The 13,570-nt window shown below is 61.5% G+C and carries 13 protein-coding genes; 8 read left to right on the plus strand and 5 right to left on the minus strand.

From position 1 onward, the window contains the following. Positions 1 to 94 precede the first annotated feature (94 nt). From argJ to M1E04_RS04885, 3 genes are read left to right on the plus strand one after another with little or no spacing between them, the layout of a single operon-like run. The gene (gene argJ / locus M1E04_RS04875) at positions 95 to 1,312 is read left to right on the plus strand and encodes a bifunctional glutamate N-acetyltransferase/amino-acid acetyltransferase ArgJ (protein WP_456292483.1); all 1,218 of its coding nucleotides are present in this window, start codon (positions 95 to 97) and stop codon (positions 1,310 to 1,312) included. A gap of 38 nt (positions 1,313 to 1,350) precedes the next feature. Next, positions 1,351 to 1,977: a glutathione S-transferase family protein gene (locus tag M1E04_RS04880; protein WP_456292484.1), complete on the plus strand. Its 627-nt coding sequence runs from the start codon at positions 1,351 to 1,353 to the stop codon at positions 1,975 to 1,977. 2 nt (positions 1,978 to 1,979) lie between these two features. Then, on the plus strand, positions 1,980 to 2,924 hold the full coding sequence (locus tag M1E04_RS04885; RefSeq protein ID WP_456292485.1) for a Nudix family hydrolase: 945 nt from the start codon (positions 1,980 to 1,982) through the stop codon (positions 2,922 to 2,924). Positions 2,925 to 3,175: 251 nt separating this feature from the next. Here M1E04_RS04885 and M1E04_RS04890 read toward each other — a convergent pair whose 3' ends face one another. The 3 genes from M1E04_RS04890 to M1E04_RS04900 all read right to left on the minus strand — a co-directional run bounded on the left by M1E04_RS04890 (position 3,176) and on the right by M1E04_RS04900 (position 6,790). Then, complete coding sequence (locus tag M1E04_RS04890) at positions 3,176 to 3,754, minus strand: cob(I)yrinic acid a,c-diamide adenosyltransferase (protein WP_065992164.1); 579 nt, start codon at positions 3,752 to 3,754, stop codon at positions 3,176 to 3,178. Positions 3,755 to 3,758: 4 nt separating this feature from the next. Beyond that, positions 3,759 to 5,807, minus strand: a complete 2,049-nt coding sequence (locus tag M1E04_RS04895) for a sensor histidine kinase (protein WP_410928478.1) — start codon at positions 5,805 to 5,807, stop codon at positions 3,759 to 3,761. Positions 5,808 to 5,869: 62 nt separating this feature from the next. After that, on the minus strand, positions 5,870 to 6,790 hold the full coding sequence (locus tag M1E04_RS04900) for a putative 2-dehydropantoate 2-reductase (RefSeq protein WP_456292486.1): 921 nt from the start codon (positions 6,788 to 6,790) through the stop codon (positions 5,870 to 5,872). Between the two features lie 172 nt (positions 6,791 to 6,962). Here M1E04_RS04900 and M1E04_RS04905 point away from each other — a divergent pair, with 172 nt between their 5' ends. Both M1E04_RS04905 and M1E04_RS04910 read left to right on the plus strand, forming a co-directional pair. Further along, positions 6,963 to 7,448, plus strand: coding sequence for a YajQ family cyclic di-GMP-binding protein (locus tag M1E04_RS04905; protein ID WP_065992166.1), 486 nt, complete (start codon positions 6,963 to 6,965; stop codon positions 7,446 to 7,448). A 150-nt stretch (positions 7,449 to 7,598) separates the two neighbouring features. Continuing rightward, a complete protein-coding gene (locus M1E04_RS04910) occupies positions 7,599 to 8,447 on the plus strand; it encodes a mechanosensitive ion channel family protein (RefSeq protein ID WP_065993168.1) in 849 nt (282 codons plus the stop codon). A gap of 266 nt (positions 8,448 to 8,713) precedes the next feature. Here the strand turns inward: M1E04_RS04910 and M1E04_RS04915 are convergent, their stop codons facing one another. Further along, entirely contained in the window at positions 8,714 to 10,270 is a 1,557-nt protein-coding gene (locus M1E04_RS04915; RefSeq protein WP_065992167.1) for an AmpG family muropeptide MFS transporter, read from the minus strand. A gap of 42 nt (positions 10,271 to 10,312) precedes the next feature. Further along, positions 10,313 to 10,681: an MGMT family protein gene (locus tag M1E04_RS04920; protein WP_083233242.1), complete on the minus strand. Its 369-nt coding sequence runs from the start codon at positions 10,679 to 10,681 to the stop codon at positions 10,313 to 10,315. A 160-nt stretch (positions 10,682 to 10,841) separates the two neighbouring features. On the opposite strand from M1E04_RS04920, the gene M1E04_RS04925 reads away from it, so the two are divergent. The 3 genes from M1E04_RS04925 to M1E04_RS04935 all read left to right on the plus strand — a co-directional run bounded on the left by M1E04_RS04925 (position 10,842) and on the right by M1E04_RS04935 (position 13,375). Continuing rightward, on the plus strand, positions 10,842 to 11,849 hold the full coding sequence (locus M1E04_RS04925; RefSeq protein WP_065992174.1) for a DUF481 domain-containing protein: 1,008 nt from the start codon (positions 10,842 to 10,844) through the stop codon (positions 11,847 to 11,849). A gap of 221 nt (positions 11,850 to 12,070) precedes the next feature. Then, positions 12,071 to 12,802 carry a HugZ family pyridoxamine 5'-phosphate oxidase gene (locus tag M1E04_RS04930; RefSeq protein WP_456292487.1) on the plus strand — a complete coding sequence of 244 codons (732 nt, stop codon included), beginning with the start codon at positions 12,071 to 12,073 and terminating at the stop codon, positions 12,800 to 12,802. Between the two features lie 66 nt (positions 12,803 to 12,868). Beyond that, entirely contained in the window at positions 12,869 to 13,375 is a 507-nt protein-coding gene (locus M1E04_RS04935; RefSeq protein ID WP_065992177.1) for an FxsA family protein, read from the plus strand. The last annotated feature ends 195 nt before the right edge of the window (positions 13,376 to 13,570 follow it).

Genomic DNA, 13,570 nt, shown 5'->3' on the forward strand with positions numbered 1-13,570 from the left:
GCCGCGACCGGCTTAGCCGTCGCGGCGTTTTTCAATCAATCGAGCCGTGTCGGCGAGGCCGCATGGCGTGACTGTCTTTCAAGGAGCGCACTTCATGGCTGTTGGTCTTGGTCCTTTGCCGACGCTGCACCCGGTTCCCGGTTTTGAACTCGGCATCGCTTCCGCCGGCATCAAGCGCCCGGGGCGCAAAGATGTCGTCGTCATGCGCTGCGCCGAAGGCTCCAGCGTTGCAGGCGTGTTCACGCTCAACGCCTTTTGCGCGGCACCGGTGATCCTCGCCAGGCAGCGCGTGCAAGGCACCGTGCGTTATTTGCTGACCAACACCGGCAACGCCAATGCCGGTACGGGCGCGCCGGGTCTGGCCGCTGCCGAGCGCACCTGCGCCAAGCTGGCAGAGATCACCGGGGTCGATGCCAGCGCCGTGCTGCCGTTTTCCACCGGCGTGATCGGCGAGCCATTGCCCGTCGAGAAGATCGAAGGCGCGCTGCAGGCGGCGCTGGATGATTTGTCCGTCGACAACTGGGCTGCGGCGGCCACCGGCATCATGACCACCGACACGCTGCCGAAGGGTGCGAGCCGTCAGTTCGTACTCGACGGCGTGACCGTCACCGTGACCGGCATCAGCAAAGGCGCGGGCATGATTCGTCCGAACATGGCGACCATGCTGGGCTACATCGCCACCGACGCCAAGGTGGCGCCGGACGTGCTGCAGGACCTGATTCGCGACGGCGCCAACAAGTCGTTCAACCGCATCACCATCGATGGCGACACGTCGACCAACGACTGCTGCATGCTGATCGCCACCGGCCAGGCCGATTTGCCCGCGGTGACCGAGGCCAAGGGTCCACTGTTCGAAGCGCTGAGAAAAGCCGTCTTCGAGGTCTGCATGGATGTCGCTCAGGCCATCGTCCGTGACGGCGAGGGCGCGACGAAGTTCGTGACCGTCGAAGTCAACGGCGGCGGCAATCATCAGGAATGCCTGGACGTCGGTTACACCGTGGCCCACTCGCCATTGATCAAAACCGCGCTGTTCGCGTCGGACCCGAACTGGGGACGCATCCTGGCGGCCGTGGGTCGCGCAGGCGTGCCGAACCTCGACGTGAGCAAGATCGACGTGTTTCTGGGTGACGTCTGCATCGCCAGCAAGGGCGCCCGCGCCAGCACCTATACTGAAGAGCAAGGCTCGCTGGTGATGGCACAGGAAGAAATCACCATCCGCATCGAGCTGGGCCGTGGCGATTGCAGTGAGACCATCTGGACCACCGACCTGTCGCACGAATACGTGAAAATCAACGCGGAATACCGCACCTGAGTCACGAGCGAGTCCACCGGTTTCAATGGAGCCAAGACATGAGCCTGCATCTGATCATCGGCGACAAACGTTATTCCTCCTGGTCGTTGCGCCCCTGGCTGGCGCTTGCGCTGACCGGCGAGGCGTTCAGCGATCAGGTGATTCGCCTGAATCAGGCCGACACCACGCGCCTGATTCTGGAGCATTCGCCGACCGGTAAAGTCCCTGCGCTGAAGTGCGAGCACGGCACCATCGTCGACTCATTGGCGATCTGTGAGTACCTGGCAGAGCGCTTCCCGAACGCAGGTTTGTGGCCGGCGGACGTCGCCGCCCGTGCTCAGGCCCGGTCGGCATGCGCGCAAATGCACAGCGGCTTTGTCGGACTGCGCTCGCGTTTGCCGATGGATTTGCGCCAGGACGAGGCGCTGGAAGTCATTTCGGTCGAAGCTCAGGCAGACATCGACCGCATGGTTGCGCTGTGGCGTGAATGCCGCGCGGTGTCGGGTGTGAGTGAAGGTTTCCTGTTCGGCACGCCGGGCATCGTCGATGCGTTCTTCGCACCGGTCGCCGTGCGCTTTCGTACCTATCACGTCGAGTTGCCCTCAGACGCGGCAGCCTACGTCGAAACGATTTATCAGTGGCCTGAGTTCAAGCGCTGGCAGCAGGCGGGTCTGGAGGAAGGTTGAACGTGAAACGCATCCATGTGGCCGCGGCGGTGATCCGTGGCACCGACGGCAAGATCCTCATCGCACGACGCGCCGACAAACAGCATCAAGGCGGCTTGTGGGAGTTTCCCGGCGGCAAGGTCGAACCTGATGAGTCGGTCGAAGCAGCGCTGTCCCGCGAGCTGCACGAAGAGCTGGGCATCGTCGTGACTGCAGCGCGTCCGCTGATCAAGATCAAGCACGACTACCCGGACAAGCAGGTGTTGCTGGATGTCTGGGAAGTCTCGTCGTTCACCGGCGAGCCCGACGGTGTTGAAGGGCAACCGCTGGCCTGGGTATCGCAGCGGGAGCTGGCCGAGTATGAATTCCCGGCAGCGAATCGGCCGATCGTGGCCGCTGCGCGTTTGCCGGGTGAGTACCTCATCACCCCGGACGATCTGGACACGCCGGAGCTGTTGCGCGGTATACGCACGGCAGTGGCCGGCGGCATCAAGCTGGTTCAGCTGCGTGCGCCGAACATGTACGACCCGAAATACCGTGACGTGGCGGTGGACGCGGTCGGGCTATGCGCGGGCAAGGCGCAGTTGATGCTCAAAGGACCGCGCGAATGGCTTGGTGACTTTCCGGCAGCGGGCTGGCACCTGACCAGCGAACAGCTGCGCAAATACGCCAGCAAGGGCCGTCCGTTTCCCGAAGACCGTTGGCTGGCGGCCTCGTGTCACGACGCCGAAGAGTTGAGTCTGGCCGAGCAGATGGGCGTGGATTTCGTCACGCTCTCGCCCGTGCTGCCGACCCAAAGCCATCCAGATGCCCAGCCGCTGGGTTGGGAAAAGGCCCGCGAGTTGATCGAGGGCTTCAGCAAGCCGGTTTATCTGCTGGGCGGGGTAGGGCCGACGGATCGCCAGCAAGCATGGGAATGTGGTGCGCAGGGTGTGGCCGGAATTCGCGCGTTCTGGCCGCAAAGCTGACAGCTGTCGAAGTCCGAGCCGCGAGATCTAAGGTTGCTACACCGCAGATTCAGCGGCGAATGGGATCATTGTGGGAGTGAGCTTGCTCGCGAAGAGGTTTGTAAATCCATTAGATCTCTAATGGTTGAAATGCAGTCTTCGCGAGCAAGCTCACTCCTACAGGATTTGCGCTTGCCAGCTGAGTTGCGGTGTATCAGGACAGCAGCACGTCAGGACAGTAGCCCCTCAGCACCGCAGCAATGTCTCCCAAATCACTGCGGTTTCTTCGCAGGCTCCCACAAAATCTCCGCCACCCCCTCGCGCCGGGCAATGATCCGCGCCGCGACAAACAGCAAATCCGAAAGCCGATTGATGTACGCCAGCCCGACGCCGGCCAGTGGCTCTACCGCGTTGAGGTGCTGACAACGCCGCTCCGCCGTGCGGGCCAGGCTCCGGCAAACGTGGGCCTGGGCGATCAGCGTAGAGCCGCCCGGCAAGATGAAATTCTCCAGCGGCCCCAGCTCTTCATTCCAGTGATCGATGGCCGTTTCCAGGCGCTCGATCTCCGCCGCATTCAGCGCCTTGTATTCCGGCATCGCCAGCTCGCCACCCAGGTCGAACAACCGATGCTGACAGGGCGCCAATACGTCGATGACCTCCTGCAGCGCCGGATGAGTCGCGACTGCTGCCGAAAGGCCGGCCAGCAACACGCCGACCTGACTGTTCAGCGAATCAACTTCCCCGATCGCCTCGACCCGCGGATGATCCTTCGGCACTCGGCGACCATCGCCCAGGCCCGTTTCGCCGGTGTCACCCGTGCGCGTGTAAATTTTCGACAAGCGAAATCCCATGGCTCTACTCCCGGTCGTTCTGACCAATGACCTGTGGTGCAGGCATATCTATCGAATTGTCCACCAGCGGCAGGCGCAAGGTGAAACAGGTGCCTTGGCCGAGGGTGGAATGCACTTCCATCTGGCCCTTGTGGTTGTTGGTGATGATGAAATACGACACCGACAGCCCGAGGCCCGTGCCCTGGCCGATTTCCTTGGTGGTGAAAAACGGTTCGAAGGTGCGCTTGCGCACGCTTTCCGGCATGCCGATGCCGTTGTCCTCGACCTGAATCTCCGCCCACGGCGGGTTCAGGCGCGTACGCAGGATGATGCGCCCCGGCTCGCTGGCGTTCTCGCGCTGGTGAATGGCCTGAGCAGCGTTCTTCAACAGGTTGAGCAGCACTTGCTCCAGTTCGTTGGCCGTCGCAGGCACCGGGCCCAGAGCAGGGTCGAACTGGCGAATGATGTTCTGGCCCTTGAAGTCAAAGCCGATGGTCAGGTCGAAGTCGTTGCTGGCGATCTCCACGGCCTGATCGATCAGCGCCGGCAGGTCACACGGCGCCAACTGCCGGTTGCTGCGTCGGCTGAAGCTGAGCATATGGCTGACGATCTTCGCCGCCCGCGCCCCGGCCGACTGAATGCCGTCGAGCAACTGCGGCACTTCGCGCGCGATCAGGTACTGGTTCACCGCCGCCAGCTGGATACCTTCCTGCTCGGCCTGCTCCAGGTTCTTCGGCAGATCGGGCGACAGCCGACGGCGGATGTTCTGCACGTTGTGCATGATCGCCCCGAGGGGGTTGTTGATCTCGTGGGCCATGCCAGCGGCCAGACCACCCACCGAAAGCATTTTCTCTGACTGCACCATCATTTCCTCCAGCGACAGGCGCTGGGTGATGTCATCGATGCGGATCACCGCGCCACGCCCGGCATCGCCGGTCAGGGGATAGAAGGTGAGGGCGTAATGGCGGGACTCTTCGCCCTTGACCCAGGTGACGCGCTCGATCTTGGTGACGGTGTGTCGTTCGACGGTCTGTTTGATCTGCGGCAAAAACGCCCGCATTGGCGGGAAGGCCGAGTAAATCGGCTGGTTGAGCGCCTCATCCAGCGGCGTACCGGACAGGGCGCCGGCCTCCTGATTCCACTGGGTGACGTACAGCTGCTCGTCCAGGGCGATCAGCGCCGACGGCATGGAGTCGATGATGCTGTTGAGGTAATTCTGAAACCCTGTCAGCTTCTTCTCGATCTTGCTGCGCACCTGAACCTCAAGCTCAAGCTTGCGGTTGGTGTGACGGGTTTCTTCCGCCAGCCCCTGCGCCTGATCGTAGGCGTCCTGGGATTCATCGCGGGCGCGTCTGAGCTGCTGCTCACGGGCTTCCATGCGCGAGAGCATGGTGTTGAAGGCCTCGGCCAGCGAACCGATTTCGTCTTTGTTGCCGGGCGTCGCCCGCAGCGCGTAGTTCTCCTCGCGGGTGACCCGCCGCGACAGGTCTTCCAGCTGGTAGATCGGTTCGGTGATAAAGCGCCGAATCTGCCGGGCAACGCCGGCCCAGAGCAGGATGCTGAAGATCAGGATGCCGAGGCTGGCGGTCAGCGTGCCGGTGTAGAACGCCGTCGGCAATTCACTGCTGGCGACCAGCAACAGATGCCCCTGCGCTTGCCCCGCTTTGGGAATGGGGATGACCTGAGTGTTGCGAAACTCGGTGACGCGCCAGCTCTCCAGATCCCGGTAGTGGTCGGGCATGCGCAGCTTGTCGCCTTGCTGCATCTGCGCCAGACGCGTACCGCTGCCGTCGTACACCGCTGCCGCCCGTAATGGGCCGTAGTTTTTCAGTTCCTTGAGCAGCGCCTGGGCGTTAGAGGTCGAGGACAAGGCTTGCTCGGAAAGCCCGGGATTGCTGATCAGCCGACCGATTGTTTGCAAGGCCTGGGGCGCCATCGCTTCCTGGGAGATGTAATAGGCGGCGCTGATGAAGGTCAGGTTGGCGACCACCAGCACGGTGGTGAGCAAAACCAGCAAGGCGGCCAGAAGCTTTTGACCGACCGGCAGGTTTTCGAGGCGCTGGCGCAATGGCATGGGGCAGGTCACCGGAATGAGGAGCGGGCAGGTTAGCGCTGTTCCGCCCGTGAGCAAACCCGTCAGTCGCTGGGCAGGCCCCGGGCGTTGAGGTGTTCGATCAGACGCAGGCGTAACTGGTTCAGCATCGGCGCCGGGCAATCGAGGGCGTCCGCCGTCGCGCAGACATGCCCGAGCAGGTAGCGGATCTCGGTGCGACGGGCATTGGCGACATCCTGATACATCGAGGAATAATTCCCGGCGGTGGCGGCAATCACCTGTTGCACTTGCTCCAGCAAACCGTCAGCCGCGCCGGGCTGACCGCAGCGTTGCAGCACGCGGGCGAGCTCGGCACACAGCGCCGTCACTTCTTCTGCATGGGCCTGCAGCGCTCCGTTGCGGCATTGATGCAACACGGTCAGCGGATTGATCGCGCAATTGAGCGCGAGCTTGCGCCAGAGGCGTTCGGCGATGTCAGCGGTCCATTGATGGGGGATGCCTGCCTGCTTGAGGTCGTTCAGCCAGATTGGCGCCGCGCCGTGCGGTGTGTCGCCCAGCCAGTTGGAGCCCTGTCCGGCAAATACCACGCTCCAGTCTTCATCGCGGTAGGCGCCTTCGGTGCTGGAGACAAAAATGCAGCGCGCGTGCGGGATCATGGCGGCCACCGCTTCCTGGCTGCCCAGACCGTTTTGCAGGAGCAGTACGTCAGCCTTGTCGGTCAGGCGATGGGCGACGGCTGCAACGGCGCGTTCAGCGTCGTAGGCCTTGCACGCCACCAACAGACGCCGGATCGGTTCATCCGCGCTGACCGTCTGCGCCGCAATGGCAAACGTCTGACGCTGGCCATTCTCGTCAAGCGCCAGACCGGCGTGCGCGTCGTAGGCCGCCAGTCGGGCCTCGTCGCGCAAGATTAACCGCACCGGCAGACCCGCCCGGGCCAGTCGCGTGGCCCAGAGACTCCCCAGACTGCCCGCGCCCAGAACGTGCCAGCACACGGAATTCAAAAGAAATGACCCCCGACAACGAAGATCTCGGTGCGCAAGGAAAACGAAATCAACATCGCAGGCTCACATGAACGTGGGAAAAGTCTCGTTATAATGACCGGGCTTTCATACCGTCAAGTCAGGCGTGCTCCATCCACATGTTGAGCCGCGCCGTATCAATTGGAGAATCTACATGCCCTCGTTCGACGTAGTGTCCGAACTGGATAAACACGAAGTCACGAATGCCGTCGACAACGCTATCAAGGAGCTGGACCGCCGCTACGACCTCAAAGGCAAAGGCAGCTTCGAGTTCACGGAAAAAGACCTGCTGATCAAGATGACGGCCGAGGAAGGTTTTCAGCTTGAAGCCATGATCGAGATCCTCAAGCTGGCCCTGGTCAAGCGCAAGATCGATGTGCAATGCCTGGAACTGAAAGATCCCTTCGCGTCCGGCAAGGTCATGAAGCAGGAAGCCACGCTCAAGGAAGGCATCGACAAGGAGCTGGCGAAGAAGATCGTCGCTCACATCAAGGAGGCCAAGCTCAAGGTTCAGGCCGCGATTCAGGGCGAGCAAGTGCGCGTCACCGGCAAGAAGCGTGATGACCTGCAAGAGGCGATCGCTGCGCTGCGTGGCCACGAGTTCGGCATGCCGCTGCAATTCAACAACTTCCGCGACTGATTACCCCGCGATTTGCCCTGCGATTTCAGGTTGACTCAGGAACCCGATGGGTTCCTGTGCGTCCGAATGCAGGTCTCGCTGAAACAATGGGCCCACTCGGCGCCGTTGCTTCAGCCTTCCATGCGCGACTCAGAGGAGAAATAGATGGACTTGGATTTAAACGGCCAGGTAGACCATCTGGTGAAAGCGTCTCAGGCCTGGATCCCGATGGTCATGCAATACGGCAGCAAGGTGCTGCTGGCAGTGGTCGTCCTGCTGGTCGGCTGGTGGCTGATCAATAGACTGACTTCCCGGGTGGGTGCACTGTTGGCGTTGCGCCACGTCGATCTGGCGTTGCAGGGTTTCATCAGCAGCATCACCAACATCATTCTGAAGATCCTGCTGATCGTCAGCGTGGCTTCGATGATCGGGGTTGAAACCACCTCATTCGTCGCCGCGATCGGTGCGGCCGGTCTGGCCATCGGCCTGGCGTTGCAGGGCAGCCTGGCAAACTTTGCCGGCGGCGTGTTGATTCTGCTGTTCCGTCCGTTCCGCATTGGCGACTGGATCGAAGCGCAGGGTGTATCCGGCACCGTGGACGGGATTCAGATCTTCCACACTGTGCTGCGTACCGGCGACAACAAGACGGTGATCCTGCCCAACGGCAATCTGTCCAACGGCATCATCACCAACACCAACCGTCAGCCGACGCGCAAGATCACCTTCGACGTGGGCATCGACTACGACGCCGACCTCAAGCAGGCGCTGCAAGTGTTGATGGACATGGCGGATGACCCGCGCATCCTGCAGGACCCGGCGCCACAGGCGGTGGTCGCGGCACTGGGCGACAGCTCGATTACCGTATCCCTGCGTGTGTGGACCAAGACCGGTGACTTCGGTGACGTGTCGAACCGCTTCAACGCTGAAATCCGCGACCGCCTGCGCGCGGCCAACATCGACATCCCGTTCCCGCAACGGGTGATTCGTGTGGTGCAGGACGAGCAGCCTACGAAGGCCTAACGCTCGATCGCAGAAACCAAAAAGCCCCGACTCGTGAGAGTGCGGGGCTTTTTGTTGAGTGGGCCACGGGAGCGTGCACGTCAAACATGGCGACACTGCGGATCGTGAACGCGGACGACAACTTGTGGGAGCGAGCTTGCTCGCGAAGGGGCCGGAGCATCCGAAGCATCTTTAGCGGTCGGGCTAGAGTCTTCGTGAGCAAGCTCACTCCCACATTTACGGAGTATCCTGCGCGATCGCACATGGTCCGGACGATAAAGCGCTGCCTAGAGCACCGAGTCCACAGGCTTGGCCGGCTCTTCGGCTTCTTCCCGGGCTTCCCGGCGTGCTTCCTGCGCCCAGTGCAGGGCGATCATGAACAGCGTCGGCACGCCCATCAGCGCGGTCGCCAGGAAGAAGTTGTGATACCCCAGCTTCTCCACCATGACCCCGGAATAGCCGCCAATCAGGCGCGGCAACAGCAGCATGATCGAGCTGAGCAGCGCGTACTGAGTGGCCGAAAACTTGAGGTTGGTCAGGCTCGACAGATAGGCCACGAACGCTGATGTCGCGAGGCCTGAGCTGAAGTTATCCAGCGAGATCGTGACGATCAGCATCTTCAGGTTCGGGCCCATGTCGGCCAGCATCAGGAACAGCAGGTTGGTCGCTGCCGAGGTCACGCCGCCGATGAAGAGGATCGGCAGAATGCCGAAGCGCACGATCGCCAGGCCGCCAAACGCGGCGCCGGCCAGGGTCATCACCAGCCCGAAAATCTTGCTGACGCTGGCAATCTGATCCTTGGTGAAGCCCTGGTCGATGTAGAACACGTTCGCCATCACGCCCATGACCGTGTCGGACATGCGATACGTGGCGATCAGCCCCAGCAGCAGAAACGCCTGCCAGCGATAACGCAGGATGAAGTCGTTGATCGGCGTCAGCACCGGCGCCAGGCCGCGTCGGCCCATGGACGACAGGCAGGCCACGGTCAGCAGCGTGTAGAGAATCGCGCGCAGAAAGGCGCGGTCTTCCATCAGCAGGTCTTTCCAGGTGGTGCCCTGGAACAGCACGCTGGCGAAATCGGTGTTGTACAGCTGGGTGAACATCGCCGGCACCGAAACCAGCAGAATGATCAGCACGAACACCGAGGCCAGTTGATGAGCAAAGCCGTAACGCACCGCCGACAGCTGGGTGCGGATCGGCACCGATGGCTCACGCATGATCAGGCTGGTGATCAGTGCCGGCACCATGAGCAGGCCGAACAGTACGTAGGTGCCGGCCCAGGCCGAGTGTTTGTAGGCGAAGCCGGTCGAACCGAAGCCTTCGGCGAAGTACAGCGCGCCGGCGGTGGCGAGGAGGGCGGCGACGCGGTAGCCGGCCATGTAGCTGGCGGCAAGAGTCGCTTGCTGGCTGTCGCTGGCGATTTCGAGGCGGTAGGCGTCGATGGCGATGTCTTGGGTCGCGGAAGAAAATGCGACCAGCACCGCAATCGCGATCAGCCACGAGAGGTGCTGCTGCGGATCACAGAACCCCATCCCGATCAGGCCCAGGGTGACCAGCGACTGCGAAAGCACCAGCCACGAACGACGTCGGCCGAGCCGGCCCAACAAAGGCAGGCTCCATTGATCGAGCAACGGCGACCAGACCCACTTAAAGGCATAGGCCAGGCCGATCAGGCTGGCATAGCCAATGGTTTCACGCGCGACGCCGGCTTCACGGAGCCAGACCGACAGCGTTGAGAACACCAACATGTAGGGCATGCCCGCGGCAAAGCCGAGCAACAGGAGCACAAACGTAGAGGGGCTGGCATATGCGGCGAGCGCGGCGCGCCAGGTTTTGCGGGGCATGGGCTGGAATCTGCCTCAGGTTACGTAAACAAAGCGCGCACTCTAACCGTTGTGCTCTGTCGGGCGCCAGCCATGACGCTGCATATCCACACGATTGTTACGGATGGTCACGCCTTCGGCCCGCAGCCGTGCGCGTTGCTCCTCTCCCGACACCGTTCCGGGCGCCAGGCTGATGCGCCCGCCGGCGGCGATCACGCGGTGCCAGGGCAGGCTGCTGCCGTCCGGCAACTGACTCAACGCCCTGCCGACGAAGCGTGCCGCTCGTCCCAGTCCGGCCAGCTCTGCCAACTGACCGTAACTGACCACTTTGCCTTCCGGCACTTGATGCAAGGTGAGGTAAAGCGCCGTGCGCCGTGCCTCTGCGGGCGAGAGACCGGTAGGGTCGTCGTGCGCCGGTGTTTGTTCGATCACGCATTCGTTCCTGTAAAAGGGATGAACGGGAATTTTCGACAAGGAACTATAGAAGCCTTAGACGGTCAGTCATACCTGTGTCGGCGGTCCGCCGATTGCCAAGACGTTGTCCATTCGGATAATGCCCGATTTTCCGCGAACCAGAGCCTTGTCGTTGCTTATGTTGTCCAGAACCCTGTTGTGCGTTGCTGTTGCCACTGCTTCTACCCCATTGCTCGCTGACACCGTCTGGTTGAAAAACGGCGACAAAATGACCGGGACCATCAAGTTCTTCGACGGCGGCAAGCTGCTGATCAATACCAAATACGCAGGCGACGTCCCGCTGGACTGGAAGGAAATCAAGACGCTGGAAAGTGACCAGCACCTTCTGGTGAAGCAGGACGCTACCACTGGCGAAGTCTCCAAATCGTTGCAGCCGGCCGAAGATGGCAAGGTCACGCTGGCCAATGGCGATGCACCGAAGACAGTTGAGCTGGCGAGCATTCAGCAGATCATCAAACCCAAGCCGGTGGTCACTGATCTGGTGTGGAAGGGCAATGTTGACGCTGCGCTCGACTTCCAGCGCGCCGAGAACGACACCGACGATTACAACATCGCCTTCAAGACCTCAGCGACCCACGGCCAATGGCGCCACAACGCCAAGGGCGAGTACAACCGCGAGTCCCAGGATAGCCTGACCACTACCAATAACTGGGACGCCGAGTACTCGGTGGACCGGTTCTTCACGGACAAGTGGTTCTGGGACGGCCGCATCACCTACAAGCGTGACACCATTGAAGACTTGGCCCGTCAGCGCACCGTCGGTACCGGTCCGGGTTACCAGTTCTGGGACGACGAGCTGGGCGCATTCAAAATCGGTGCGCTGCTTAACCGCACCGATTTCGAATATTCCAACGGTGAGAAGGACAACTTCTATTCCGTGTCCGGCACTTGGGACTACAACCGTTACCTGATCGGCAAGAAGGTCGAATTCTTCACCAACGGTGAAGTCGGCAAGCCTATCAGCGGCGTAGCTGACTACAGCCTCGAGACGGAAGTGGGCCTGCGTTACAAAGTCACCGAATGGGCCTCGCTCAACCTCAAGGCTGAGAAGGACATCATCAGCGGCTCCGACAACGGCGACCTGGACAAGACCCGCTACACCGCCGGTTTCGGTGTTTCCTGGTAATAGCAGCTCTATCGATGCCTGAGCGTGCGCAGGTCAACCTCTGATCTGCGCGCGCCGGCTGGCTTGAGTTTTCACCGCGTTTTCTTTACGCGAACCTTCCGCCAAACCGTCACTCCCTCCCAATCTGGCACCTTCCCACGATTACGATTATCGTGTGGCATGCGTCGCCGTCTCCCGCTTCGCATCCCCGATGCCTTCGTTTTACTGCCCAGGAGCCCCACATGAGCGCCAGCGCCAACCGGCAAGCACGAGCCTTGCTGCTCAAGGAATACCGTGGCGTGTTGTCGACCCATTCCAAGTCGATGCCCGGTTACCCGTTTGGCTCGGTGGTGCCTTATTGCCTGGATGATCAAGGCCGTCCGCTGATCCTCATCAGCCGCATCGCGCAACACACCCACAACCTGCAGCTCGACGCCAAGTGCTCTTTACTGGTGGGCGAACGGGGCGCCGAACATGTGCAAGCGGTGGGGCGCGTCACGCTGATGGCCGAGGCCGAGAAGATCAGCGACCAGGCACAGACGGAAGCGGCCGCTCAGCGCTACTACCGCTATTTTCCGGAATCCCAGAGTTACCACAGCGCCCACGATTTCGATTTCTGGGTGCTGAAGCCGGTGCGTTATCGCTTTATCGGCGGCTTTGGCGCGATTCACTGGCTGGACGACGCAGCGCTGGCCAATCCATTTGCCGGGGCTGCGGAGGTGAGCATGGTCGAGCACATGAACGCCGACCACGCCAAGGCCATCGCCCACTACGTCGAACTGGCCGGTTTGCCCAAGACCGAGCCCGCCATGCTGGTCGGCATCGACAGCGAGGGCATGCATTTGCGCGTGGGACAAAGTCTGCACTGGCTGGCCTTCGCTGAACCCTGTAATACGCCGACACACGTCCGCCAGGCCTTGATTCAACTGGCTCACGCTGAAAAATGGCCCACACTTGAACAGGCCGAGGCTTGAATTAACGACTTTGCGACTTCACGTAAGGTCTACTGGAAGCCTTCTTCCGTTTAGGAACTCACTTTGATGCGCGTTTTTCTTCTGCTTTTATTGCTTTTTCCGGTGCTCGAGCTGTTCGTGCTGGTGAAAGTCGGGATGTCGATCGGCTTCCTGCCGACCTTCCTGCTGGTCGTTGCCGGGTCAATGCTCGGTGTGTTCGTGGTGCGGATCGCCGGTGTGGCCACCGCGCTGAGTGCCCGCCAGAGTCTCGCCCGTGGCGAACTGCCCGCCCAGCAGATGCTCGACGGTTTGATGATGACCATCGGCGGTGGTTTGCTCGTGCTGCCTGGCTTCATCAGTGACGTGCTGGGCCTGCTGTTTCTGATGCCGTTTACCCGTCGCCTGATCGTCGGTAAGGTGCGCAACCGCGCCGAGGCTCAGGCCGCGCGCCAGCGTGCGTTTGCCGAGAACATGCATGCGGCGAATTCACCGGGTCCCATGCACCCCGGCGCTGCCCGTCCTGAAGCACGCCGCCCTGAGGTCATTGAGGGCGAAGTGATCGAAGGCGAATTCGAGCCATTGGACAAAAAGTGATTCACGTCCACCACGACACGGCACCTGCGGGTGCCGTGTTCGTTTTTGCGACCACACTTCCTTCAAAAAATTTCTGGGGTCAGCCTTGAATTCGGCTTGCTCGCCCTTATGTATGGGTCACCGCAAGGTTTCTGGCGCGTTTCGTCAGACCGTATTCTGCGGTTCGCTCGCGAACCGTAACCGGCAAGCCCGGAT

It is taken from the genome of Pseudomonas sp. AK106, from assembly GCF_053903055.1.

What these genes read in the sequence shown, in the direction of transcription:
- M1E04_RS04935 (WP_065992177.1), top strand. Translation starts at nt 12,869, where the DNA reads ATGCGCGTTTTTCTTCTGCTTTTATTGCTTTTTCCGGTGCTCGAGCTG.
- M1E04_RS04915 (WP_065992167.1), bottom strand. Translation starts at nt 10,270, where the DNA reads ATGCCCCGCAAAACCTGGCGCGCCGCGCTCGCCGCATATGCCAGCCCC.
- argJ (WP_456292483.1), top strand. Translation starts at nt 95, where the DNA reads ATGGCTGTTGGTCTTGGTCCTTTGCCGACGCTGCACCCGGTTCCCGGT.
- M1E04_RS04895 (WP_410928478.1), bottom strand. Translation starts at nt 5,807, where the DNA reads ATGCCATTGCGCCAGCGCCTCGAAAACCTGCCGGTCGGTCAAAAGCTT.
- M1E04_RS04890 (WP_065992164.1), bottom strand. Translation starts at nt 3,754, where the DNA reads ATGGGATTTCGCTTGTCGAAAATTTACACGCGCACGGGTGACACCGGC.
- M1E04_RS04930 (WP_456292487.1), top strand. Translation starts at nt 12,071, where the DNA reads ATGAGCGCCAGCGCCAACCGGCAAGCACGAGCCTTGCTGCTCAAGGAA.
- M1E04_RS04905 (WP_065992166.1), top strand. Translation starts at nt 6,963, where the DNA reads ATGCCCTCGTTCGACGTAGTGTCCGAACTGGATAAACACGAAGTCACG.
- M1E04_RS04880 (WP_456292484.1), top strand. Translation starts at nt 1,351, where the DNA reads ATGAGCCTGCATCTGATCATCGGCGACAAACGTTATTCCTCCTGGTCG.
- M1E04_RS04925 (WP_065992174.1), top strand. Translation starts at nt 10,842, where the DNA reads ATGTTGTCCAGAACCCTGTTGTGCGTTGCTGTTGCCACTGCTTCTACC.